The sequence below is a fragment of the Alcaligenes faecalis genome (genome assembly GCF_002443155.1).
In the GTDB taxonomy this organism is placed as follows: Bacteria; Pseudomonadota; Gammaproteobacteria; order Burkholderiales; family Burkholderiaceae_B; genus Alcaligenes; species Alcaligenes faecalis.
Genome location: NZ_CP023667.1, coordinates 3739626 through 3763406, shown reverse-complemented (window position 1 = coordinate 3763406; position 23781 = coordinate 3739626). Strand labels below are relative to the sequence as shown.

Below are 23781 nucleotides of genomic sequence, written 5' to 3'. Positions count from 1 at the left end.
TTCAAATGCTTACATTAACTCAAATTGAGCCAATCAAAACAAATTCGCCTTATTTAATTACACTCACTACAAAAAAAATGCAGATTACAGGTAAAAAAAGCCTGGGGCGGGCCGTTAACTAGTGAAATCTGTCCAAAATCTGGCCACCAGGCAACTCGTGAAATTGTTCTTTACCTTGATCCGAACCCTCACCGGCCGGTAATACCATTTTCAATAAAAGAGGCCACTGCGGGTAGAAACGATAGTTGGGTGTGGATACCCAAGTACCAGCTGGATAGGTAAATCCACCGAATTGAATTTCCTGGGCCAACCGCGCTTGAGAGAGATAAAGAAGATCTTTATTTTTATCGACTGAGAAATAGGCACGCTCCAAAGGCAAATTCCAGGCATGAACCTGTAAACCCTCTGCCTCAACGCGCAGCATCCAGCGATCCTGATCCCGCTCTCCATTGGTGTACAAGGTCCCGTCGGGTCGGGACTGAACCAAGGTTCCAGCAGGCAAATCCAGAATGAAGTCCGGAGCAGAACTCATATTGGAAGCCGCCGCATAGGGACTCCAGCCTGTAATCCGGTTCCCTTTACTCAAAAAGCAGCTGACAAAGCGAAAGCCGGTATCCACCGTAGAATCCTGTTCCATTTCAAGCACTTGACTGCCATCACACTGCCAACCCTCCAGCGTTGTATCGCCTGCCAGATGCAGTTTCCAGCTGGAGTTTTGCAGATCGGGCCGGGGGCGCTCGAAGGACAGCACAGGAGCATTGCCCACCATCACCGCCTCTGGAAAACGGGCCCATGACACGCTGTCCGGGTCACCCCAGACGTTCAGCTCCAACTCTGTTCCAGTGGGCATATCAACACCGGCAAAGCGGCCTGGTTCTTTTAAAACATGCTGTCGGCTAGCCAGCTCCCGTCGCTGTTTTTTTTCAAACTGGTAGCTCTCCCATTGAAAAACGCTGTAATAAGCTGCCAATACCAACAAGGGAAGCAAAAACAGTATTCTTGGCCAGGGTTTTTTCTTGAAGTTTGCCCGGCGCTGTGGTTGCACTAAAAGCAAAACAGCCCAGACCAGCACAATAAACAGTGCAAGTGGCCCAAGCGTAATGATCAGCAAGAAAATCAAAGAAAATGGAGCGACAGGAATCATAAGAGATCAAAAAATCATAAAAAGTCGCAATAAAGAAAGCCGAAAAATACATGGCTAGTCTTGCTGACTACCGTGCTGACAGGGCAGAACGATAAAAAAGCGAAGATGTGTTACCAATACAGGCACCGCGCCGCTGTGCCTGTTTAAACCATTCAGTACTGCCTTAAGCGACCTGTATAAAGCCTTCCATATACATGACGGCCTGACCCTTCAGAAAGACGCGATCGCCATCCAAGGTGCAGTCCAGCACGCCCCCACGCTCGGAAGCCTGATAGGCCAGCAACTGGTTTTTTCCCAAAAGAGGCGCCCAATAAGGCAACAAGGCACAGTGAGCCGAACCCGTCACGGGATCTTCTTCAATGCCATGACCGGGCGCAAAAAAGCGACTGACAATATCAAACTGGCCCGAGCCCGCCGCAGTCACAATACATCCTTCATAACCGACCGCCATCATGGCTGCCGTATCTATCTGCAGCTGTCGCACCTGCTCCTCTGTTTCCACCACAGCCAAATGGGTAAAGTCATTACGCCACAGTTGCGTAATCTTGGTCCCCAAGGCTTTTTCCAACCTGGGATCATCATCCACACGAGTAAGCGGGCGTGCAGGAAAATCCATGACATAGCCTGCCTCGTCACGGCGCACCGTCAAGGCACCACTCAACGTGTGAAACACCACCTGGCTATCTTGTGGCCGCATATGCTGCAGCACGACAGCAGCGCTGGCCAAGGTAGCGTGACCACACAAGGGCACCTCTACCGTGGGGGTGAACCAACGCAAGCGAAAGTCCGGGCCTTGCGGCACCAGAAAGGCAGTTTCAGCCAGATTGTTCTCCCGCGCGATCGACTGCATCAGGGCATCGTCAGGAAACTCGGACAACAACACGACAGCGGCAGGATTGCCCGCAAACAAGGTGTCGGTAAAGGCATCAACCTGATAGATAGGTAAGCGCATTCTGCCTCCAGGCATGGAATTCAAGGTGAGTCCTCAGTATAGAAAAATAGACTCTTTGAAGGCAGGTAAATCTATGGAATAGGGGCCTGTTTTAATACAGCCAGCCCATTTCGTTTTTTTAAGCGCCGAGCACGCGCACGCTTTCGACAAACGCTTGTTTGCATTCCATTATCGGGACCCGAGCGCGTCCAGCTTATTAGCGCAAGCGCCAAAGCTTATTTTTCCAGTCCTGCCATTACACACAACGACGCAGCGCGTCATTTGTGCAGTCAGACATTGGCCGCTTCTAAAAGACAGGCAGAAAGTCGATCAAAATGCAGCAGGGCAGCTTGGCTCAAGTCGACTTGCTTGCGGCGTGTGTCCTCCGTGTCACTGAGGACGATCCAGCCTTTCTCACGCATGGACTTGAGTCGGGTGTGTATGGTCGCGGGCGATCCCAGCCGCTCTACGGCCATGACATCGCGTACCGACAAACGCAAACAGTCTTTCGATGCCTTGGCAACCAGCACCAGGATGCGCTCTTCAAGCGGGTCCAGGCAGGGCAGGCAAGGCAGGGTATGCAGCGAATCGGCGAGCTGCAAAAAACGCATATAAATATCAGCAGGTCTGGTGGCAGTTTTCATAACAAAATCTTTATTCCTTTAAGAGCCGCTACAACAGCGTCTTTTCTAGAAATAAGTTCTGGTTATTATTGTTTTTATTCCGATCAGGCAAAGCAAAAAACAACCCTGCTTTATGGCCCGAGTGATTGGAATGAGTTTTGGCGCTTATCATGCACCTAAGGAATCTCTGAACAATTCCCCCGCGCAACGGTAAACTTCGTCTGTCACACCCTCACGAGTCTGTTCATCATGAGCCAACTGAGTTTTTCTGAAGCGGAATTTGCCGGTAAGCGCAAGCAGACACGCCGTGAGAAGTTCTTGAACGAGATGGATCGCACGGTGCCGTGGGATTACCTGGCCGGTGAGATTGCCAAGCACTACCCGCAAGAAGGCAAGGTGGGTCGCCAGCCGTATCCCATTGAGGCGATGCTGCGGATTCACTTCATGCAGCAATGGTTCAACCTGAGCGACCCGGCGATGGAAGAGGCGTTGTACGACAGTTTTTCGATGCGCCAGTTCGCCAAGCTGCCCGGTGGTCGTGCGCCGGACGAGACGACGATTCTGAACTTTCGTCACCTGCTTGAGAAGCACAACATTGCCGAAGAAATGTTCGAAGGCGTGAACCTGCTGCTGCAAGACTATGGGCTGATGGTGCGCCGGGGAACGATTGTGGACGCGACGATCATCGATGCGCCCAGCTCGACGAAGAACGCCCAGGGCGCGCGGGACCCCGAGATGCACCAGACCAAGAAAGGCAATAACTATTTCTTCGGCATGAAGGCGCACATTGGGGTCGATCTGCATACGGGCCTGGTGCATTCGATGGTAGGTACCGCGGCCAACGTGGCGGATGTGACGCAGGTCGATGGGCTGCTGCACGGTGAGGAAGAACTGGTCTTGGGTGATGCGGGCTATCAAGGTGTGGGCAAGCGCGAAGAGCACCAGGGGCGCGATGTGCAGTGGCATATTGCGTTGCGCCCGAGCCTGCGCAAGAGATTGAGCAAGACGGTGCAATCGTTGCAAGACGCCTATGAATACACCAAGGCCAGCCTGCGGGCCAAGGTGGAGCATCCGTTTCGGGTGATCAAACGGCAGTTCGGCTACACGAAGGTGAGGTATAGGGGGCTGGCGAAAAACACCGCGCAGTTGCTGACGCTGTTCACGTTGAGCAATCTGTGGATGGCGCGACGACATTTGATGGCAGAGGTGCGCCCATAGGACATCAAAAGGCCCGGAAAAGGGCTATTCTGAGCGAAAACACAACGGAAAATCGGGATTTTGGACGTTTTTTTCTGATTTTCTGAAATCAGGCGACAACCAGTGGGGAATTTGGGTCGGCTGGCTGATTGATCAGACCGTCCCTAAAATTAAACGCTTAAGACCGGGCCTGAATTCCCTGCGGAAAGGGGTCTTGAGTCGGGCGATTTGTCTGGAATTTTATCAGATAAGCCCTTGATTTAGCTTGAACACTACGCTCCGGAAGAAGCGAAATTGTAAGTAGGTGCAGACAAACAGGTAGATAGTAAGTTGCCTCACATTAAACGCTAATTAAGAAACTTGGCGCCAGGAACCAGCGCAGTTACAAAACCGGGGGCTTTGATATACACATCCTTTACAAACAATTTTCTGTCTGCATGCTCTGACAGACACAAAACACCGCCCAAGAACTTTAGCCACACGAGTTTCAGACCGATAAAATGTGGGGAACAGGGCTCTGAGCGTCCCATGCGCCCCCTCAGATCACTATAAAATCTGGAACGATAAGAAATGATTCTTCACCTTGAGACACCACTTATTTATTCACACGCCTTGAGCGATCCACTTGGTAAACAAGTTTGGTTGAAAATGGATGCGCTTCAGCCTAGCGGTTCATTCAAAATTCGCGGAATTGGCCACTTGTGCCAGCACCATGCCCAGCAAGGAAAGAAGCGCTTCATCATTTCTTCAGGCGGCAATGCGGGAATTGCCGTTGCCTATGCGGGACGCCGCCTGACCATACCTACTGTTGTTGTCGTTCCCGAAAGCACCAGCGAACACGCCAGACGCTTGATTCAACGGGAGAAAGCCGAGCTTCACGTGGTGGGCAAGAACTGGCAGGAAGCGCATGAATATGCACTGACCCTGGTGCAAGAAGACGATGCCCTGATTCATCCCTTTGACGATCCTTTGCTGTGGGAAGGCCACGCCAGCCTGATTGCTGAAGTCGCCCAAATGGGCGTGCAACCCGATGCCGTCTTGCTGGCGGTAGGGGGAGGTGGCTTGCTAAGCGGTGTCGCGCAAGGCCTGCGAGAACAGGGTTGGGACAAGACCACCATTATTGCTGTGGAAACCGAGGGCACGGCCAGCCTGGGCGAGTCGGTGCGACAACGTCAGCACATCACACTAGACGAAGTAAGCGGGGTCGCCACCTCGCTGGGGGCACCACGGGTTTGTGACCAGGCCTATGCCATCAGCCAATCCCATCCCACCACCTGCATTCAGGTCAGTGATGCCCAGGCCGTCAGCGCGTGCTTGCGTTTTCTGACCGACCACCGCGTTCTGGTCGAACCCGCATGCGGCGCGGCTTTGTCGACCTTGTACCTGGACCACGAGGCACTGGCACCTTATAAAAACATTCTGGTTGTTGTGTGTGGTGGTAACACCATGACACTGGAACAGTTGGTGCAGTGGCGGGCCACACCTTGAGCCTGCCTTGGCAGAACTCGGACATTAAAAAAAAGGACTGTTTTTATACAAACTCCATTCTTGTAAGCACGAAAAATAGTCTAAAAAAAAACCCATCATATTATTTTCACATGATGGGTTTTTTTGTTTATTTCTCATTCTGAAAACGATCTAATTATCAGAACATAAAAAGCAAAACATATGTTTCACGTGGAACAAAAGCACCTAAAACAGCCTTAAAAAGGCTTTACCAGAGGCAAATTCTGTCGAATCAGGGCTGAAAAATCCTGCCCTTCCTGCTGCGACAAGGCCCTGGGATTGATATAGCCCAGCCGCTTCAGTTCCTGGAAGCTATGGCCTGGGGCCAAAGCATTCAGACCATACACATACTCAGCCAAATAGCCCGAGGCCAGCACGCGCCAGTCCCAAGGCACACCATCCACAATCCTGGAGACCATGTCGTAAACAATAGTGGTGCAGTTAGCCGTCAAAGTGTTGTAGAAGCGGGGAGTGGTCTGCAACTGCTGGCCTTGCTCCACATAAGACAAGAACAGGGCCTGCATGGCGGGTTTGTCTAAATCCACGCTGTACATGTACACGTCCTCACCACGAGCATTGCTGCGGGTGCGCACAATGTCCTGTTCGGTCGCCGCAATCAGGCTTAATTCAAAGTCCTTGAAGAAGCCACCGATGGCAGAAAAAGCCTCATGCTTTTCCTTGCGGATCTCTACTGAGAACACCACATGGCGACCGTCCTCAAAGCCAAAGGACACCAAGGTATGCGCGATGACCGGGCCCATCCAGTACGACAGGAACATATCTACCGATTTGATCGTCTGCAAATCGTAGTCCTGCTTTATCCAGCGCTCGTCAAAATCGGTTTCACTGCGCCAATTAAAGTCGCGCACATTGTGCAGGGTCACAATCGAGCCATTTACCTCGCCATAGCTCATTCTGGCCACATCAGGCGCCCATTCCCGGTCATTGCTGGGCGCAATACTGCTCCACCAGCCCACCAGCACCAGAAAGCCCAGCGCCTGAGGTACAAAGAGCCAGTTCTTGCCCTTGCTCAGGGCATACAGGCTCAATATCGCCACCGCTATCCAGCCGGCCAGTGCCAGCCAGCGTCCCAGACCTGCCGACAGCTGAAATTGCAGTGCCAGCGTCCCCCAGGCCGCTACTGCCAAGACCAATAACAGGACCAAAATCTTGATCACCATCGTCCCCCACCTTTTCATACTCACTCCACAAACATCTTGAATACAGATTGCTTTTAACCGCTGAACGGCCAAAAAAAAACCTGTGTCCACTTGAACACAGGTTTTATTCACAGGGAAACAGGGTTTAGCCCTGATAGCCCATCGCCTGACCTTGGCGGATCACGCCTTGCGGCTGCCAGCTTGGATCGAAGCGATACGCGCTTTCTTTGGGAAACAGCATCACCACGGTAGACCCCAGCAGGAATCGGCCCATTTCCTGTCCCTTTTCCAGGACGATATTCTGACCTTCGTAATTCCATTCGCGAATCTTGCCATCGCGCGCGGCATTCACCACACCATGCCAGACGGTGACCATACTGCCCACTACCGTCGCCCCCACCAACACCAGGACGAAAGGGCCTTGCTCGGAATCAAAAAAGCAGACCACACGTTCGTTACGGGCAAACAGGCCGGGAACACCACGCGCTGTCGTGGGATTGACCGAGAATAAATCGCCCGGCACATGAATCATGCGCTTGAGCACACCCGCGCAGGGCATGTGCACCCGGTGATAGTCGCTAGGACTTAAGTACAGGGTCGCAAACAGCCCATCCTGATAGCGGGCAGCCTCCTGGGCATCGCCTCCCACCAAAGCCGTCGTGGAGTAGCTGTGGCCTTTTGCCTGGAACACCTCCGCGCCCTGAATCAAACCCAGCTGACTGATCGCACCATCAACAGGGCTGACCAGTGCCGTATCCGCGATAGGGCGGGCGCCCGGACGCAAGGCACGGCCAAAGAACTCGTTAAAGGTGGTGTAGCTGGCTGGATCGGAGTTTTCCGCCTCGCTCATGTCGACCTGGTAGCGGTCGATAAAGCGTTTGATAGCCCAGGTCGTACGCCCACCCATGGGCTTGGAGGCCAAGCCGCCTAGAAACTCGGTCAGAGCCTGTTTAGGGAGCAGGTACTGGGGAAGAACAGCCAAACGGGGATGCATAAAATCAGCTCGCAAACAAATCCTGCTTCAGCCTGAGGCCAAAGCGTCTATGCCATTCAATGTAATTGTGTCTGGCGCACCACATCAGGCCGGGGCCATCATTTCAAAGGCCACGCACAGTCCAGAATCAGACGCCAAACACTGGCAGGAACAAAACAATACGCACTTGTAGCACAGGTTGCCGCCATACGACATAAAAGGGCGGATCAGCCTGTCCGGTCAAACGTACACGACCCGGTCACGGCCTTCTTCTTTCGCCTGATACAAGGCGCGGTCAACCCGGCGCAGTGTACGTTCGTAATCGGGGTGGCCATCATACAAGGCCACGCCAATACTGGCCGTGATGTTCATGCTTTCTCCATCCACAACCCTGAAGGTTTCTGCATGAATGCGAAGACGCAAGTTACGGGCGGCACGCATCGCTCCATCCGCATCCACATCAACCAGTACCAGCAGGAACTCCTCCCCCCCAAGGCGGAAGACATAATCACCGGCACGAGCGCTATTGCTAAGCAGCTCGGCAAACTGGCGCAGGATACGATCGCCCGCGTCATGCCCATAGGTGTCATTGACACGTTTGAAAAAGTCTATATCCACGGCCAGCAGGGCAAAACGCGACCCGCGCTGCTGGGCATAGCCCACTTCCCGGCTAAGCACGACAGGCAGGTATTTGCGGCTTAGCAGACGGGTCAACACGTCCCGGCCAGACTCCAGCTCGTTTTGCTGCTCAAACAAGCGATCCAGATGCAAGCCAATCGCGCGGGTTCGATCCCGCAGCTCGTGCAAGCGCAGAATCTGCCCTTTCGCGTCCCCTTGCTCAAAAGCTGGCATCAGCTCGGTATCAATCACGTTCATCAGATCCAGGATCTCACGGCTCTCTACCGTGCCCTGGAAGGCATGGGCGCCCTTATGCTTGAACCAGATACCGAAGTCCGAGTCCCCAATCCGCGGGGCTGGCGTCACACCATTGTTAACGGCCATTGCAAACATGAAGAGGTTTTCCCAATCCAGCAGCGCGGCACGCTGCCGGCCACGTTCGGCCGCCACGTTCTGCACAATGGCAAACAGGCGATAAGACTCTTCAGCACGGGATTTACGCTCGCGCGAATTGGCGTAGGCATGGCTCATCAGCTCCATCGCCAGATCAATAAAGTTCTGAATATAGCGATAGCACTCCCAGGCCTGCTCGGAGCTGATAGTCGAAGACTCAAATAAAAAACGGGCATAACGCCCCTTGAGCAAGCGTGCACCACGCAGCACCAGATGAACTGGCACCCCGACCCGAGCGTGGACCTCGCCAACCTGATTTTGCAGCTTGACCTGATCCTGCATATCACTGTGTTCATCCACCGAAAACAGCTGAACCAACCAACTGCGCAAGGAACGATGCAAACGCTTGTGTACCTGTTCATGCGACAGATACACCTGCGCGGCAGGGTGCTTGAGCATATGCGTATAAAAATGGGTTGCAAGCTCGTCCTGGTTATCTTGAGTGATAGTCAGCACATGAGCACGGACCGCCAGGGGCACTTTCTGGAGCAAGCCGTGCCAGTCCTGAGCGGCTTCTTCGATATTCGGTTGAGACATGAAGTACGGGGTGAGTAGCGAGACGATGCTTAAGGATTAAACGGCCTTGGCGGCAATTGTTACATGAGGGGAGATTTCGCGCTATTTCTTATAGCGATACAGGCCGCGGGCTAGCAGGAGAATACCCCTGCTGCTCACAAGGAAAAAACATACCCCTTAAAGATAAATGGATGATTCCACCGACCAGCGCAGCAGCACGCTGTCCTTGCACGCAAGCAAACGCCCGTTCCGCCTTACTTTGACGGCGATCTGCAATTCAAACCCAAGGCTTTGTCGGCCCAAACGCCCTGAAAGTTCCACGGTGAGCAAATTGTCCTGTCAAAGCAGATAGCTGACCAAACAAACTACCCGTTATCGCCAAAAAGCCACGCTCGGCATCCGGACTGAGTACAGCCCGATCAAGCATGCCCAGGCTGAAGAAGCTGAAGCAGGCCAGGAAAGAAGCTGGGTTTATATCCAATACTGAGAAAACATCCAGATCCATATGCCCGTAGCTGGCCGCATCACATCACGCCAGGTCGGGTCGGGTCGGGTCGGGTCGGGTCGGGTCGGGTCGGCAGATAGGTTCCACCGTTAAACCTGATCATTCAATGTTTATTGCTCTGCCCCAAGCCATTCTTTTATTAAAGAAGAGCGAACTTTATCTACAAAGCCCGGAAAGGAATCAATTGATAATCAAAGAAAAAACTGGAGGACAGAGATGAAAAAATTCAACCTATTGATTAATTGCTGCTTTTTTTAGAAAAACATTAATCAAAAAAACCTGTCTATATAAAAGTAAGATAAATAAAAAAGAAAGCAATCCAGCCAGATTTTAAAAATAATAAACAGGGTTGCTATTTTTTTTATTTTTCGAAGATAACAATAAAGATTGCAACCAAAAAAAAAACACTGAATTACAAAAACAGATTTTTGTTTGAACCAAAGAAGACTAATAACAGTCGTGATAGCCCGACTTATCCACAGGTCTGAATAAAAAAGAAATCCACAATTTTATTAACAAAATAGATTAAACCAAAAATGGAAATATGAAACCCAGGAAAATATGCGGTTAATAAGAAAGTGAATAATTTGTGGATATTATAAAGGCTTAATTCGCACTCCAACATGGCGTTGGTGCAAACATCGACATCAGCTCATCCAGACGCACCAGGCAGGCAGAATTCGGCCAGAAAATCGGTCAAGGACTGGGCAAAAAAGCTATATTTAAGGCAGCTACTGGCTTTGGCCCCCTGTGGATAAGCTCCAAGAGGGCCTGTTGTGGACGTGTTGTGGATGAAAGGGGGATAAGTTGCCTGTCTTTCAAGACCTCAAATTTTGTCCAGTTTCGGTCCACCGACTCCCTCGGGGTGATACACAGGCAAAAGTGGTCTATAAGATGTTGAAATTAAAGAAAAATTCTCAGCTATGCCACTTATCCACAGACACCCATTATCCATTACCAGTTATATATATAGTTATTATTAAATAAAGATCTCTTCACCCATGCCCAACTTTCTTGTACAGCCTTTACCTGCTGGTTCTTTAGACATCATCGGTGATGTACATGGAGAGCTTCAGGCCTTGCAACAACTGATCCAAAACTTGGGTTATCAGGAAGATGGCTCTCACCCGGAGCAACGTAGCCTGATATTCGTTGGAGATTATTGTGATCGCGGTCCAAACAGCCCTGCTGTAATTGAGTACCTTAAGTCCTTGATAAATAATAATAAAGCAAAAGGAATATTAGGTAATCATGAAATCAATCTACTGATAGACGATGCAAAAGATGGTTCAGGCTGGTATTTTGATCAGCGATATCAGTCAGATTTAAAGAATTACTCGCCATTTAAGTGCGCAAAACCTCAAAATAGAGACGAAATCCGAAAGTTTTTAAGCTCACTACCCATTGCATTGGAAAGAAGTGACCTCAGAATTGTGCATGCCGCCTGGAATAATCCAGCTATTGATGCAATTCGATCGGTAAAAAGCGAAGATTTTCTTGATTTTTTCTTTGAATGCGAGCGTAAAGCTGATAATTATGCAGAAGAAAAAGGAATTCTGAATAAATATCTGGCTGCAAAACAGGAATGGAAAGAAAAAATTGAAGATCCAAAGGCCTTGATGCCGTTATTGCAGGCCTACATTGACTACGATTTGGTCAAAAATGACTTCAACCCCATCCGTTTGCTGACTTCCGGAACCGAAGGCCCCGCGGATCGCCCATTTTTTGCTGGCAACCGTTGGCGTTTTTCCGACCGTACCCCTTGGTGGAACAGCTACCAGGACGATATTCCGGTCGTTTTTGGCCACTACTGGCGTCAGCTCTTTCCTCAACCAACAGCGAAAATGTCTAAATACTCCTTATTATTCAAGGATATAGATCCATTTTCCTGGCACGGCGCAAAGAAAAACACGTTTTGCGTGGACTTTTCTGTTGGGGCTCGTTGGCGCGATCGTCGCAAGGACCAGGCGCCTGAAGACTCGGCTTTTCACCTGGCTGCTTTGCGTTGGCCAGAGAAAATCATCATGACGGACACCGGTTTTACGCAGCCAACCCGCTAAATCCGCTTTTCTTCCTGCTGTTACAATTTTCTTTTCTGTGGATAAGCTCTAGGAAGGGCATTGTGAACAGGGTGTGGATACATAAGGCATAAGTAGGTACTTCTTTGTGGAGTCTAAAAGTTGTACCTAAACCATCCACCGGTAAGCGTTAGATCTATCCCCGGAAAAAAAACCGCTAAGCTCTTGTTTTATCATTGCTAAAGACACTTGTTCGACTTATCAACAGGCCTCCATCCAATAATTCTAATAAAAGATTTAAGTGCTTGTTATATAAGATAAGTTCAACTCCCTGAAGACCAGGGACCTGCTCTTTGCAAGCCAAAAGTTCTCGACTAAGATGCAGTCCATGAACAAAAATCACGATCTCGCTCAACGCTGGCTTATGCGACTTTTGCATACAGAAATTTGAGCCGCAAAGGCTGAAAATAAATTTTCAGAACCGTGCACGATCAACTTTGCTGTCACGCCTCTGAGTTTTCTTTCAACATGAGAAAAACTCAAGCAAAGGCTTTGATTGGCAAAAGAGGGGAGTTCTATCTGGACGACGTGTTTGGCCAAGAATTTGCTATGGCTGCAGGGATTGCTGAGCCTGAAACTTGTACTAGGTCAATCTTGTTTGAATTTTTGACTTATCCACATTTTGTGGGTAAAGCGTGTACTTGTGCTCGCACAGGGCTTGTTCAGCCTGGAGCAGCTGGGTGAACTGTGTATTTTCACAGCTTAGCTAGGTTTGAAGAACGTGTAATTTTGAAATAAGTCCTTGTTTTATATCTATATTTTTTGTGGTTTTAACTTTGAGGCTGATTTTTTTGCTGGCTGCCGGTACTGAAACAGAGAAGCTGTAACGCTGGCTGGTTCTTTCTTTTATCAAAGGAAAAGAAGCGATAACTGGGCAAAAAATCAGGTTTACCCCCAAAGTTATCAACAGGACAGTATGGGGACGACAAATCGCCTGTTTTACGTTTGGCGTCTTGCGGGTTACAAGGCGTGGGTTTTGTGGTTCGCGGTTGGCGTTTTGAGGCCCAGGTAATGCGCGTTGTTTCGCATGGCTGTTATAGGGTTTCTGTAGCAGATATAGGCAAGATTACGACGACTGTACTTGTCCACAAAAATCAGGGTATAAAAAAACCGCCTGACGGCGGTTTGATGAAGGCAGAAAGCAAGGTGTTTAGACTTTTTTCAAGCGTTCAATGGCCTGATCCAGGGTGTTGGGCTGCTTGGCAAAGCAAAAACGCAGCAAACGATGGTTAGCCTGCTCAGAATTGGGATTCAGGTAGAAGGCAGAGACGGGGATCGCGCCTACGCCGTAGTTCTGGTTCAAGTGCTTGGCGAAATCCAGTTCGGATAGCTCTGAAATGTTTTCATAGCTGGCCAGCAGGAAGAAAGTCCCTTCACTGGGCATAGGTGTAAAACGTGTGTTTTGTAGACCTTGGTGCAAATGATCGCGCTTTTCCTGATAGAAAGCGGGTAGGCTCTCCCAGGTAGCAGGGTCTTGCATATAGGTGGCTAGACCGGCCTGTAAGGGGCTGGGAACGGTAAAGACGGTGTATTGGTGGACCTTGCGGATTTCCGTGCTGAGACTGGCAGGAGCGCAGCAATAGCCTACTTTCCAACCTGTAGCGTGGAAGGTCTTGCCAAAGGAAGAAACGATGACTGCTCGTTCTGCCAGGCTAGGCCGGGTAGCCAGACTGAGATGCTCTTTCTGATCAAAGGTCAGGTGTTCATAGACCTCATCGGACAAGATGATCAAGGAAGGATGCTTTTCTACAATCTGCTCCAAAGCATCCAGATCCTGGGGCTGCAAGATGGTACAAGTCGGATTGTGAGGGAAGTTGATTACCAGCATACGGGTCTTGCTGGTGATGGCTTGCTCTACACGGTCCCAGTCGACGCGGTAGTAGGGCACAGCTTCGCTAGGCGCTGTCATGGGGACGGCAACAGGTATACCTCCGGCCAGCTCGATGGCGGGGATATACAGGTCGTAGAAGGGCTCGATCACGACGACTTCATCACCTGCATGCACAAAGGCTTGGAAACTGGCCATCAAGGCCTCAGTGGCGCCACTGGTAACGGTAATTTCCGTATCAACCTTGTAAAGGCGGCCATAACGAGCCTGCGTTTTGCTGGCAATAGCGGCTCGCAGGGCAGGGTATCCCGCCATGGCAGGATACTGGTTGATGCCATCCAGCATGGCCTGGTGTACTGCCTCAATCAAAGCCGGATCCGGATTGAAGTCTGGAAAGCCCTGGCCCAGGTTAATGGCTTTGTGCTCCAGGGCCAGCTGGCTCATGGTGGTAAAGATGGTGGTGCCCACAGAAGGGAGCTTGGATGTGATCTGCATGGGTCTACTGATATGAATAATAAAAATGCACCCGCGCTTCAAAGTTGAGCAAACGGTTGGGTGGCGAAGTATCAGACAAATTCTTGTCGAAAATACCATAGATTCCACACGGATCTGTTGATCGTGGAACCGATCGCTCAGGACGGTTTCTTACATTGATATAGCTGCTGCCTATATAGGATTAGAGCGCCGCTTTTCCTGCTGTCCGTTTTTCTTCTCCAGCTACTTCGCTACGGATGCCTGTTGGAGCTGCGGGAATTTTTCAACCGAACCTGTGTCCTAAACTCGGGCTCTTGATAAGACTCCAGGTTTCAAGTTGCTGCTGATTTTTCAAAGTATCTGTCGTCACAGGCAAGTTCTGCCCTGTCTGAGCGCGCTCTCTTTTTGCGCATAGGATATTTTTACCTGCAGTCAAAGTAGCCAGATTGAAAAATCGAAGCCTTATATTTTCTTCAGGTCAGCGGAAATTTCCTTATCGCCAGACTGTTGAGCGGTATTCCTGTTCATCAGGCTGTATTTCTTTTTATTGCTCTGTTATCCACAATTTTGTTTCCTGCTTAAGTCGATTTTATCCACCTGGGGCAGGGTACCCGCTTAGATAGCTGCTTTTAAGAGATTTAAGGTTGATAAGCGCGCCTTTTATGGCTTCCCTCCCTGGCGTATCATGGGCAGGAAAAATCTTCGAAGGCGTGGTCTGCTCCCTGGATAGTTGCCTGGGGATAAAAAACGGCCTGTTTCTCCACAAAGTTATCCACAGTGGTATTTACGCAAAAAACTGTGTTCCACGTGGAACAGATATTGGTTCCATGTGTTTCACGTGGAACAACCATCGCTGGTAATCGTATAATTGGTTTTTACTTTTTAGCTGTTCTGTCATGATTTATCCCGAAGAGTTTGACGTTATTGTCATAGGCGGCGGACATGCTGGTACCGAAGCGGCTTTAGCGGCAGCTCGAACCGGCGTGTCTACCTTATTGCTAACCCATAATATGGATACCTTGGGGCAGATGTCCTGCAACCCTTCTATTGGGGGGATTGGCAAGGGGCATTTGGTCAAGGAAGTGGATGCGCTGGGCGGGGCAATGGCTTTGGCTACCGACCACGCTGGTATTCAATTCCGTACCCTGAATAGCTCCAAAGGGCCAGCCGTGCGCGCCACTCGTGCTCAGGCTGACCGTTCTTTGTACCGCAAGGCTATTCGTGAGGTTCTGCAGAATCAACCCAACTTGATGGTGTTCCAGCAATCAGTCGAAGACTTGATTGTGGAAGGTGATCGGGTAGTGGGTGCGGTCACCAAGATTGGTTTGGAGTTCAAAGCCAAATCTGTGGTTTTGACTGCTGGTACTTTTTTGAATGGTTTGGTTCATGTAGGCCTGAATAATTATTCGGCAGGTCGGGCAGGGGATCCACCCTCCATAAGCCTGGCGCATCGCTTGCGGGAACTGCAATTGCCCCAAGGGCGATTGAAGACAGGAACCCCTCCGCGTATTGATGCCAATACTATCGATTTTTCCCGTCTGGAGGTTCAGCCCGGCGATAGTGATCCCATTCCGGTGTTCTCTTATATGGGCGATGTTTCCATGCATCCCCAACAGATGCCGTGCTGGATTACGCATACCAATGAGCGTACTCACGATATTATTCGCTCCGGTCTGGATCGCTCGCCCATGTATAGCGACCAGGGCACCATCGAGGGTATCGGCCCGCGTTACTGCCCGTCTATTGAAGACAAGATTCATCGCTTTGCAGACAAGAGCAGTCACCAGGTGTTTTTGGAGCCAGAAGGCTTGAGCACGACCGAGATCTACCCGAACGGTGTCTCGACCAGCTTGCCTTTCGATATCCAATTGGCTATGGTGCGCAGCCTGCCAGGTTTGGAGAATGCTCGTATCATGCGTCCGGGCTACGCGATTGAGTACGATTATTTCGATCCTCGATCCCTGTATCCCACGCTGGAAACTAAACAGATTCGTGGCTTGTTCTTTGCCGGCCAGATTAATGGCACGACGGGTTACGAAGAGGCTGCTGCTCAGGGCCTGTTAGCAGGGGTGAATGCTGCCCGTTTGGCCCAAGAGAAAGAGCAGTGGTATCCACGCCGTAACGAGGCTTACCTGGGTGTGCTGGTAGACGATTTGATTACCCGTGGGGTGACTGAGCCTTATCGCATGTTTACCTCTCGCGCTGAGTATCGTTTGAGCCTGCGGGAAGACAATGCAGACCAGCGACTAACTGAAATCGGTCGTGAGCTGGGCCTGGTGGACGATGCCCGTTGGGATCATTTCAATCGCAAACGCGATGCGGTCGCACGTGAAATCGAGCGTTTGAAGGGTACCTGGGTGAACCCCCGTAACTTGCCTGCTGAACAGGCAAACGCACTGTTAGGTAAAAATATCGAACGGGAGTATTCCTTCTTCGATTTGCTCAAGCGCCCCGAAGTGGATTATGCAAAGCTGATGGCCGTGCTGAATGATCAAGGCACGCCGGTAGCAGGTCCCGGTCTGGAAGATCCGGTGCATATTGAGCAGGTGGAAATTCAGGTGAAGTATGCCGGCTATGTGGCGCGTCAGCAGGACGAGGTGACTCGTCAGGCAGCGCTGGAAGAGCAGGCCATTCCAGAGGATCTGGACTACGACGATATCAAAGGATTGTCGATTGAAGTGCGTCAACGTTTGAAGGCTGCCAAGCCTTTAACCATTGGCCAGGCCGGACGTGTTCAGGGTGTGACACCTGCGGCGGTTTCTTTATTGTTGGTACACCTGAAGCGCAAGCAAAAAAACAAACAAACGGCATGAGCGATATTTTTTCAAAACGCCTGAATCAGGCCCTGCTGGATTTGGGCCTGGATCAGGACCCCGCCTTGGTGCGCAAGCTACTGGACTACATTAATCAGTTGCAGCGCTGGAACCGTACCTATAATCTGACCGCCCTGCGTGACCCAGATCAAATGCTGGTGCAACATATTTTTGATAGCCTGTCGATTGTCCGCCCGTTCCAGAACTATCTGGCCAGCAGCAATCACTCGGCGCAAGAATCGGTTCGGATTGTGGATGTAGGGTCAGGGGCTGGTTTGCCGGGTGTTGTTTTGGCAGCATCATGTTCCACGTGGAACATTACTTGCATTGATGCTGTTGAGAAAAAAATGGCATTTGTTCAACAAATGGTTGGGGCTTTGGCCTTGCCCAATTTGTCGGCAATGCATGTGCGTGTAGAGCAGCAGGAACCCATGCAGGCAGATATTGTGGTTTCCCGAGCTTTTTCTTCGCTGCTTGATTTCGTAAATTTGGCAGGCAGGCATGTTCGCCCAGGTGGGCGCATTGCAGCTATGAAGGGTAAAGAACCTGATTTGGAAATAGCCGCATTGCAATCTGAAAGTAACTGGCAGGTCGAACGAATAGAATCATTAACCGTACCGGAGCTAGAGGCACAGCGTTGTCTAGTGTGGTTGGTGCAGCAAGGATAATCATGAGTAAAAACGACGAAAAATCTCCCCGTGCCTATGTGTTTTGTATCGCGAACCAAAAGGGCGGGGTAGGCAAGACGACCACTGCAATCAATTTGGCCGCTGCGCTTGCGGTACTGAAGAAAAAAGTTTTGTTGATTGACCTGGATCCCCAAGGCAATGCCACCATGGGTAGCGGCATCGATAAAAACAGTCTGTCTGGTAATTTGTACCAAGTGCTGATTGGTGATGAAAGTATTTCTAACGTAAAGATACATTCAGAAACAGGTGGCTATGACGTCTTGCCTTCCAATAGGGAGCTGTCGGGCGCCGAGATAGACCTGATCCAGATGCAAGAGCGCGAGCAACAACTTAAACAGGCACTGGCACAGGTACTGGATGATTATGATTTCGTGCTGATCGACTGCCCACCTACCTTGTCGCTGCTAACGCTCAATGGCCTGGCCAGCGCGCACGGGGTCATCATCCCCATGCAGTGCGAGTACTTTGCACTGGAAGGGCTGTCAGATCTGGTCAATACGGTTAAGCGGGTCTATCGCAATATCAACCCGGATTTGCAGTTGATTGGTTTGCTGCGAGTGATGTTTGATGGTCGTGTTACCTTGCAGCAGCAAGTCTCCAATCAGATCGAGACACACTTTGGCGATAAGGTGTTCAAGACGGTAGTGCCACGTAATGTGCGTTTGGCTGAAGCGCCAAGCCACGGTATGCCAGGTATTGTCTACGATAAGAACTCCCGGGGGGCCAGGGCCTATATGGACTTTGGCAAAGAGCTGATCAAGCGCTTGAAGAAAGAATCCCGCAGCGATAAGGCGTAAGGCACACAAGAATCAATAGGAATGTAAGCATGGCTACACGAAAACCAAAAGGTCTAGGTCGAGGCTTGGATGCCTTGCTCGGCGCAGACGCAAGCGCTATCGCAACCATAGGGAAAAAGGGCGAAGCGGCGGTGAGCGATGGCCCACCTTCCAACCTGCCCGTCAAACTGCTGAAGGCCGGGGTGTATCAGCCGCGTACTCGCATGGACGAGGGCGCCTTGAACGAGCTGGCCGAATCCATACGCGCACAAGGTGTGATGCAACCTATTTTGGTGCGTCCTCTGTCGGGCAAAGATAAGGGCAAGTACGAGATCATCGCGGGTGAACGCCGTTTCCGTGCGTCGCAAATTGCCGGTCTGGAAGAAGTACCCGTCCTGGTACGCGAAGTTGGCGACGAGAACGCTGCCATCATGGCGTTGATCGAGAACATTCAGCGCGAAGATCTGAATCCGCTGGAAGAGGCGCAAGGTGTGAAACGTCTGCTGGACGAGTTCGGCCTGACCCACGAGCAGGCTGCTCAGGCGATTGGCCGCTCGCGCTCGACCACCAGCAACCTGCTGCGTCTGATTAACCTGGCAGAGCCTGTGCAGATCATGCTGCTGGCCGGCGACATCGATATGGGTCACGCTCGTGCCTTGCTCGCCGTGGATGCTGCCCGTCAGATCATGCTGGCCAACGAGGTGATTGCCCGCCGTCTGTCGGTACGTGAAACCGAGAAGCTGGTTGCCCGTGCCCTGCACGAGGATGACGAGCCTGCCAGCAAGCAAGCCCAGAGCAAGGCCAGCCGCAATGGTGATGTACAGCGCTTTGAAAAAGTGCTGTCTGACCATCTGGGTACCAAAGTGACTTTGAAGGTTGGTGCCAAGGACAAGGGGCAGCTGCAGATCGCTTTCCATGGCTGGGAACATCTGAATGCCTTGCTGGAAAAGCAGGGCTTGTCGTCCTTGCTGGAACAAACGGACGATTGAGCCAGGTCCGCGCCACGCAGAAAGCAATGCGATTGCAGTAGAAAAAGCCGACCAGAGGTCGGCTTTTTCTTTGCTATGAGCCGTGTTTTGCTAATGGTCTGCATCTTCTTGCAAAAAAGAAGCAGCAGGAAGGAGGAGAACTAGAAAAACTTCTGGAATGATGAACCCCCTTTACTAAAGCTGCTCGGCAATCCTCCTTTTTTGGGGGCAGTTCATGACGACATGATTTTTAGATTGAGTGCTTGTGCTCAAGCCGGTAGAAAACAGCAGGATGAGAGCCTTAAGGAGGCGAGGGAGAGAGTAGGGAAGAAGCCTGAAAGCCGGATTAAAACGGAAAACCTGATTATGTATCTTTTGCTTACAAAAATAAGCACCGAAAACAGGAAAAAATCTATGTGTTTACCCGCATTTCATCCTGTTTCCCTGGTTTTGAATGTATTCATAAACGGTACCCGGGGGGCCCAAAAACAGTGACAAATCCAGTAAGAAAAGCGCCCAAAATCAGGTTTTTTTAAAAAATTCATCGAATTATTCAGTTTTCTTCCCAAAAGGCTTGACGACTTCATAAAACATGTCCATAATTCGATTTTCGCTTCGGGTGGGATGTCCGAGTGGTTAAAGGAGGCAGACTGTAAATCTGTTGGCCCTGCGCCTACGTTGGTTCGAATCCAACTCCCACCACCAGCACTTTTCTAGAGTCAGCCAGCAAGGCGACTTTAGGAGAGGGTGAAGAAAAGTCTGCGGGTGTAGCTCAATGGTAGAGCAGAAGCCTTCCAAGCTTAAGACGAGGGTTCGATCCCCTTCACCCGCTCCAGGTTAAAAATCTTTGGCCACTCTGGGCTGAAGTTGAATGCCCATGTGGCTCAGTGGTAGAGCACTCCCTTGGTAAGGGAGAGGTCACGCGTTCGATCCGCGTCATGGGCACCACATCTCTCTTCTCTATATCGTTCTATCCCTTCAGGAGTCTGCCATGGCTAAAGGCAAGTTTGAACGGACTAAACCGCACGTCAACGTCGGTACTATCGGTCACGTTGACCACGGTAAAACCACTCTGACCGCTGCAATCTGCACGGTTCTGTCCAAGGCATACGGCGGCGAAGCACGCGATTACTCGCAGATCGACAACGCCCCTGAAGAAAAAGCACGTGGTATCACCATCAGCACCTCGCACGTTGAGTACGAGACGCCTAACCGTCACTACGCACACGTTGACTGCCCCGGCCACGCTGACTACGTCAAGAACATGATTACCGGTGCTGCCCAGATGGACGGCGCTATCTTGGTTTGCTCGGCCGCTGACGGCCCAATGCCTCAGACTCGCGAGCACATCCTGCTGAGCCGTCAGGTTGGCGTTCCTTACATCATCGTGTTCCTGAACAAGGCCGACATGGTTGATGACGAAGAGCTGATCGAACTGGTTGAAATGGAAGTTCGCGAGCTGTTGTCCAAGTACGACTTCCCTGGCGACGACACCCCGATCATCAAGGGTTCGGCCAAACTGGCTCTGGAAGGCGACGAAGGCCCACTGGGCAGCCAAGCCGTTCTGGCTCTGGCCGAAGCGCTGGACAACTACATTCCTACGCCTGAGCGTGCCGTTGACGGTACGTTCCTGATGCCTGTTGAAGACGTGTTCTCGATCTCCGGCCGTGGTACGGTTGTGACCGGTCGTATTGAGCGCGGCATCATCAAGGTCGGCGAAGAAATCGAAATCGTGGGTATCAAAGACACGGTCAAGACCATTTGTACCGGCGTTGAAATGTTCCGCAAACTGCTGGACCAGGGCGAAGCTGGCGATAACGTCGGTCTGCTGCTGCGTGGTACCAAGCGTGAAGACGTGGAACGTGGTCAAGTTCTGGCCAAGCCAGGCTCGATCAAGCCACACACTGACTTCGACGCCGAGGTGTACATTCTGTCCAAAGAAGAAGGTGGTCGTCACACTCCTTTCTTCAAGGGCTACCGTCCTCAGTTCTACTTCCGTACAACTGACGTGACCGGCACCATCGAGCTGCCAGAAGACAAGGAAATGGTTCTGCCAGGCGACAACATTTCGATGAAAGTGTCCCTGATCGCTCCTATCGCCATGGAAGAAGGTCTGCGCTTCGCTATTCGCGAAGGCGGCCGTACCGTTGGCGCTGGCGTGGTTGCAAAAATCATCAAGTAAAAAAAGAGTAGTAATTTTGGGCGAAAGAGGTTAATATCCTCTTTTGCCTAAAAGCCAAACGTAGCTAAGTAGCGCGCTACGGTTTGTCAAGGTATAGGGGTATAGCTCAATTGGCAGAGCGTCGGTCTCCAAAACCGAAGGTTGAGGGTTCGATTCCTTCTGCCCCTGCCACCACAGTCACTCGCCACCACCTCGCGTGGCGTCACTCGTCGGAATATGTCGAATACCAACGTAGAAACCGTTAACCGAGGTTCCGAGCGCATCAAGCTGGGCCTAGCGGTCCTAGTCGTCGCCGCCGGTATTGTTGGCTATTCCGTTCTGGATGGCCAAAATTCACTGGTTCGCGCTGGGGTATTTGTTGCCAGCTTAATCGTCGCCGTATTGATCATCTGGTTTAGCGATACAGGCCGCCGCCTGGTCGCTTTTTCTCGTGATGCCTACACGGAAGTACGTCGCGTCCACTGGCCATCCCGTAAAGAGGCAACGCAAATGACGGGTATCGTCTTTGTGTTTGTTGCCGTTATGGCCATCTTGTTGTGGCTGATTGACAAAGGGCTCGGCTGGATCATTTATGGCCTGTTGCTGGGCTGGAAATAAAGGGCACACATGAGCAAACGCTGGTATGTGGTTCACGTTTATTCCGGCATGGAAAAAAGCGTGCACAAAGCTCTGGTGGAGCGCATTGAACGCGCTGATCTCCAAGAAGCGTTTGGTCGCATTCTGGTTCCATCGGAAGAAGTCGTTGAAGTAAAGAACGGCAAGAAATCAATTACAGAGCGACGTATTTACCCCGGTTACGTCCTGGTCGAGATGGCCTTGACCGACGAAACCTGGCACTTGGTAAAAAGTACGCCGCGAGTCACCGGCTTTTTGGGCGGTTCCGGTAACCGTCCCGCTCCCATCTCCGAGCGCGAAGTGGAAAAAATCCTGTCGCAAATGGAAGAGGGTGTTGAGAAGCCACGGCACAAAGTGCTGTTCGAGGTTGGCGAACTGGTACGCGTCAAGGACGGTCCGTTTGCAGACTTTAACGGTAACGTCGAAGAAGTTAACTACGAGAAAAACAAGGTTCGTGTCACCGTTACTATTTTCGGTCGCGCCACCCCCGTTGAACTCGATTTCGATCAAGTCGAAAAGACCTGATTAATTACAACCCCCGGGAAGCCTGTCGCACTCTGCGTCAGGCGTCATCACCCGCAAGGAGCTAAGCATGGCGAAGAAAATCGTCGGCTTTATCAAGCTGCAAGTCCCAGCTGGTAAGGCAAACCCATCCCCTCCAATCGGTCCAGCGCTGGGTCAGCGCGGTCTGAACATCATGGAATTCTGCAAGGCGTTCAACGCCCAGACACAGGGTCTGGAACCCGGTCTGCCAATTCCTGTGGTGATCACCGCTTTTGCTGACAAGAGCTTCACGTTCATCATGAAGACTCCTCCAGCAACCATCCTGATCAAAAAGGCTGCTGGTATCAAATCCGGTTCTGCACGTCCTAACGTGGATAAAGTCGGTACGCTGACCCGCGCTCAGGCTGAAGAAATCGCCAAGACCAAACAACCCGACCTGACCGCCGCCGATCTGGACGCCGCTGTGCGTACCATCGCTGGTAGCGCTCGCAGCATGGGCATCAACGTTGAAGGGGTGGTGTAAGTCATGGCTAAAGTAAGCAAACGCGCAGCCGCTATTGCTGCCAAGATCGACCGCAACAAGTTCTACCCTGTGGCCGAAGCTCTGGCCCTGGTGAAAGACACTGCCACTGCCAAGTTCGACGAATCCATCGATATCGCTGTTCAGCTGGGCATCGATCCCCGTAAGTCCGACCAACTGGTCCGTGGCTCGGTGGTTCTGCCTGCTGGTACCGGTAAATCCGTGCGTGTTGCCGTTTTCGCCCAAGGCGAAAAAGCCGACGCCGCTCGTGAAGCTGGTGCTGACATCGTTGGTCTGGACGATCTGGCTGAGCAAATCAAAGCCGGTCAAATGGACTTTGACGTTGTGATCGCTTCGCCCGACACCATGCGTGTTGTTGGTACCCTGGGTCAGGTTCTGGGTCCTCGTGGCCTGATGCCAAACCCCAAGGTCGGCACTGTGACTCCTGACGTTGCCACGGCTGTTAAAAACGCCAAGGCTGGTCAAGTTCAATACCGTACCGACAAGGCCGGTATCATTCACAGCACCATTGGCCGCGCTTCGTTCAACGTTGAACAGCTGCAAACCAACCTGGTCGCCCTGGTTGACGCCTTGAACAAGGCTCGTCCAGCTGCTGCCAAGGGTGTTTACCTGCGCAAGGTTGCCGTGTCCTCCACCATGGGTGGCGGTGCACGTGTTGAAATTGCATCTCTGACTGTTTAATCAACA

General features: G+C 51.3%; 20 protein-coding genes and 4 tRNA genes. 16 read left to right on the top strand and 8 right to left on the bottom strand.

Annotated features, from left to right (window positions below; translation table 11 throughout):
• Window positions 1-118 precede the first annotated feature (118 nt).
• From CPY64_RS17480 to CPY64_RS17470, 3 genes are all read right to left on the bottom strand, one after another.
• Window positions 119-1144, bottom strand: coding sequence for a hypothetical protein (locus CPY64_RS17480; RefSeq protein WP_042485173.1), 1026 nt, complete (start codon window positions 1142-1144; stop codon window positions 119-121).
• A 163-nt stretch (window positions 1145-1307) separates the two neighbouring features.
• Window positions 1308-2096, bottom strand: a complete 789-nt coding sequence (locus CPY64_RS17475; protein WP_042485176.1) for a PhzF family phenazine biosynthesis protein — start codon at window positions 2094-2096, stop codon at window positions 1308-1310.
• Window positions 2097-2365: 269 nt separating this feature from the next.
• Window positions 2366-2719: a MarR family transcriptional regulator gene (locus tag CPY64_RS17470; RefSeq protein ID WP_021447165.1), complete on the bottom strand. Its 354-nt coding sequence runs from the start codon at window positions 2717-2719 to the stop codon at window positions 2366-2368.
• Between the two features lie 228 nt (window positions 2720-2947).
• Here CPY64_RS17470 and CPY64_RS17465 point away from each other — a divergent pair, with 228 nt between their 5' ends.
• Both CPY64_RS17465 and CPY64_RS17460 read left to right on the top strand, forming a co-directional pair.
• Window positions 2948-3916: an IS5 family transposase gene (locus CPY64_RS17465; protein ID WP_054513305.1), complete on the top strand. Its 969-nt coding sequence runs from the start codon at window positions 2948-2950 to the stop codon at window positions 3914-3916.
• A 549-nt stretch (window positions 3917-4465) separates the two neighbouring features.
• The gene (locus tag CPY64_RS17460) at window positions 4466-5383 is read left to right on the top strand and encodes a pyridoxal-phosphate dependent enzyme (protein ID WP_042485180.1); all 918 of its coding nucleotides are present in this window, start codon (window positions 4466-4468) and stop codon (window positions 5381-5383) included.
• Window positions 5384-5598: 215 nt separating this feature from the next.
• Here the strand turns inward: CPY64_RS17460 and CPY64_RS17455 are convergent, their stop codons facing one another.
• From CPY64_RS17455 to CPY64_RS19070, 4 genes are all read right to left on the bottom strand, one after another.
• Window positions 5599-6582, bottom strand: coding sequence for an Lnb N-terminal periplasmic domain-containing protein (locus CPY64_RS17455; protein ID WP_198501050.1), 984 nt, complete (start codon window positions 6580-6582; stop codon window positions 5599-5601).
• 124 nt (window positions 6583-6706) lie between these two features.
• Window positions 6707-7555: an archaetidylserine decarboxylase gene (gene asd / locus CPY64_RS17450; RefSeq protein ID WP_042485187.1), complete on the bottom strand. Its 849-nt coding sequence runs from the start codon at window positions 7553-7555 to the stop codon at window positions 6707-6709.
• A gap of 219 nt (window positions 7556-7774) precedes the next feature.
• The gene (locus CPY64_RS17445) at window positions 7775-9142 is read right to left on the bottom strand and encodes a diguanylate cyclase (RefSeq protein WP_042485190.1); all 1368 of its coding nucleotides are present in this window, start codon (window positions 9140-9142) and stop codon (window positions 7775-7777) included.
• Window positions 9143-9398: 256 nt separating this feature from the next.
• Complete coding sequence (locus CPY64_RS19070; protein ID WP_123794692.1) at window positions 9399-9626, bottom strand: hypothetical protein; 228 nt, start codon at window positions 9624-9626, stop codon at window positions 9399-9401.
• Window positions 9627-10627: 1001 nt separating this feature from the next.
• Here CPY64_RS19070 and CPY64_RS17440 point away from each other — a divergent pair.
• Window positions 10628-11686 carry a metallophosphoesterase gene (locus CPY64_RS17440; RefSeq protein WP_042485193.1) on the top strand — a complete coding sequence of 353 codons (1059 nt, stop codon included), beginning with the start codon at window positions 10628-10630 and terminating at the stop codon, window positions 11684-11686.
• A 1168-nt stretch (window positions 11687-12854) separates the two neighbouring features.
• Here CPY64_RS17440 and CPY64_RS17435 read toward each other — a convergent pair.
• Window positions 12855-14027 carry a methionine aminotransferase gene (locus CPY64_RS17435; protein ID WP_042485195.1) on the bottom strand — a complete coding sequence of 391 codons (1173 nt, stop codon included), beginning with the start codon at window positions 14025-14027 and terminating at the stop codon, window positions 12855-12857.
• Between the two features lie 875 nt (window positions 14028-14902).
• On the opposite strand from CPY64_RS17435, the gene mnmG reads away from it, so the two are divergent.
• The 13 genes from mnmG to rplA all read left to right on the top strand — a co-directional run bounded on the left by mnmG (window position 14903) and on the right by rplA (window position 23775).
• Window positions 14903-16819, top strand: a complete 1917-nt coding sequence (mnmG, locus tag CPY64_RS17430) for a tRNA uridine-5-carboxymethylaminomethyl(34) synthesis enzyme MnmG (protein WP_042485197.1) — start codon at window positions 14903-14905, stop codon at window positions 16817-16819.
• Window positions 16816-17487: a 16S rRNA (guanine(527)-N(7))-methyltransferase RsmG gene (gene rsmG, locus CPY64_RS17425; protein ID WP_042485200.1), complete on the top strand. Its 672-nt coding sequence runs from the start codon at window positions 16816-16818 to the stop codon at window positions 17485-17487. Before mnmG ends, rsmG begins: the two co-directional genes overlap by 4 nt.
• A gap of 2 nt (window positions 17488-17489) precedes the next feature.
• On the top strand, window positions 17490-18305 hold the full coding sequence (locus tag CPY64_RS17420; protein WP_042485203.1) for a ParA family protein: 816 nt from the start codon (window positions 17490-17492) through the stop codon (window positions 18303-18305).
• Between the two features lie 29 nt (window positions 18306-18334).
• Window positions 18335-19273: a ParB/RepB/Spo0J family partition protein gene (locus CPY64_RS17415; protein ID WP_042485206.1), complete on the top strand. Its 939-nt coding sequence runs from the start codon at window positions 18335-18337 to the stop codon at window positions 19271-19273.
• Between the two features lie 597 nt (window positions 19274-19870).
• Window positions 19871-19957, top strand: a tRNA-Tyr gene (locus tag CPY64_RS17405).
• A 56-nt stretch (window positions 19958-20013) separates the two neighbouring features.
• A tRNA-Gly gene (locus CPY64_RS17400) sits at window positions 20014-20087 on the top strand.
• A gap of 38 nt (window positions 20088-20125) precedes the next feature.
• Window positions 20126-20200, top strand: a tRNA-Thr gene (locus CPY64_RS17395).
• A gap of 43 nt (window positions 20201-20243) precedes the next feature.
• Window positions 20244-21434 (top strand): elongation factor Tu, encoded by a 1191-nt coding sequence (gene tuf / locus CPY64_RS17390; protein ID WP_054513288.1) that lies wholly within the window; start codon window positions 20244-20246, stop codon window positions 21432-21434.
• Between the two features lie 95 nt (window positions 21435-21529).
• Window positions 21530-21605: transfer RNA gene (locus CPY64_RS17385), tRNA-Trp, on the top strand.
• Window positions 21606-21650: 45 nt separating this feature from the next.
• The gene (gene secE, locus CPY64_RS17380; protein WP_009464327.1) at window positions 21651-22031 is read left to right on the top strand and encodes a preprotein translocase subunit SecE; all 381 of its coding nucleotides are present in this window, start codon (window positions 21651-21653) and stop codon (window positions 22029-22031) included.
• Window positions 22032-22040: 9 nt separating this feature from the next.
• Entirely contained in the window at window positions 22041-22574 is a 534-nt protein-coding gene (gene nusG, locus CPY64_RS17375) for a transcription termination/antitermination protein NusG (protein ID WP_009464325.1), read from the top strand.
• 67 nt (window positions 22575-22641) lie between these two features.
• Complete coding sequence (rplK, locus tag CPY64_RS17370) at window positions 22642-23076, top strand: 50S ribosomal protein L11 (protein WP_009464323.1); 435 nt, start codon at window positions 22642-22644, stop codon at window positions 23074-23076.
• A gap of 3 nt (window positions 23077-23079) precedes the next feature.
• A complete protein-coding gene (gene rplA, locus CPY64_RS17365) occupies window positions 23080-23775 on the top strand; it encodes a 50S ribosomal protein L1 (protein WP_042489519.1) in 696 nt (231 codons plus the stop codon).
• Window positions 23776-23781 lie beyond the last annotated feature (6 nt).

Bases quoted from the DNA above. Each gene is read 5' to 3' on its own strand.
- CPY64_RS17480 (WP_042485173.1), bottom strand. From the start codon at position 1,144: ATGATTCCTGTCGCTCCATTTTCTTTGATTTTCTTGCTGATCATTACG.
- CPY64_RS17475 (WP_042485176.1), bottom strand. From the start codon at position 2,096: ATGCGCTTACCTATCTATCAGGTTGATGCCTTTACCGACACCTTGTTT.
- CPY64_RS17470 (WP_021447165.1), bottom strand. From the start codon at position 2,719: ATGAAAACTGCCACCAGACCTGCTGATATTTATATGCGTTTTTTGCAG.
- CPY64_RS17465 (WP_054513305.1), top strand. From the start codon at position 2,948: ATGAGCCAACTGAGTTTTTCTGAAGCGGAATTTGCCGGTAAGCGCAAG.
- CPY64_RS17460 (WP_042485180.1), top strand. From the start codon at position 4,466: ATGATTCTTCACCTTGAGACACCACTTATTTATTCACACGCCTTGAGC.
- CPY64_RS17455 (WP_198501050.1), bottom strand. From the start codon at position 6,582: ATGGTGATCAAGATTTTGGTCCTGTTATTGGTCTTGGCAGTAGCGGCC.
- asd (WP_042485187.1), bottom strand. From the start codon at position 7,555: ATGCATCCCCGTTTGGCTGTTCTTCCCCAGTACCTGCTCCCTAAACAG.
- CPY64_RS17445 (WP_042485190.1), bottom strand. From the start codon at position 9,142: ATGTCTCAACCGAATATCGAAGAAGCCGCTCAGGACTGGCACGGCTTG.
- CPY64_RS19070 (WP_123794692.1), bottom strand. From the start codon at position 9,626: ATGGATCTGGATGTTTTCTCAGTATTGGATATAAACCCAGCTTCTTTC.
- CPY64_RS17440 (WP_042485193.1), top strand. From the start codon at position 10,628: ATGCCCAACTTTCTTGTACAGCCTTTACCTGCTGGTTCTTTAGACATC.
- CPY64_RS17435 (WP_042485195.1), bottom strand. From the start codon at position 14,027: ATGCAGATCACATCCAAGCTCCCTTCTGTGGGCACCACCATCTTTACC.
- mnmG (WP_042485197.1), top strand. From the start codon at position 14,903: ATGATTTATCCCGAAGAGTTTGACGTTATTGTCATAGGCGGCGGACAT.
- rsmG (WP_042485200.1), top strand. From the start codon at position 16,816: ATGAGCGATATTTTTTCAAAACGCCTGAATCAGGCCCTGCTGGATTTG.
- CPY64_RS17420 (WP_042485203.1), top strand. From the start codon at position 17,490: ATGAGTAAAAACGACGAAAAATCTCCCCGTGCCTATGTGTTTTGTATC.
- CPY64_RS17415 (WP_042485206.1), top strand. From the start codon at position 18,335: ATGGCTACACGAAAACCAAAAGGTCTAGGTCGAGGCTTGGATGCCTTG.
- tuf (WP_054513288.1), top strand. From the start codon at position 20,244: ATGGCTAAAGGCAAGTTTGAACGGACTAAACCGCACGTCAACGTCGGT.
- secE (WP_009464327.1), top strand. From the start codon at position 21,651: ATGTCGAATACCAACGTAGAAACCGTTAACCGAGGTTCCGAGCGCATC.
- nusG (WP_009464325.1), top strand. From the start codon at position 22,041: ATGAGCAAACGCTGGTATGTGGTTCACGTTTATTCCGGCATGGAAAAA.
- rplK (WP_009464323.1), top strand. From the start codon at position 22,642: ATGGCGAAGAAAATCGTCGGCTTTATCAAGCTGCAAGTCCCAGCTGGT.
- rplA (WP_042489519.1), top strand. From the start codon at position 23,080: ATGGCTAAAGTAAGCAAACGCGCAGCCGCTATTGCTGCCAAGATCGAC.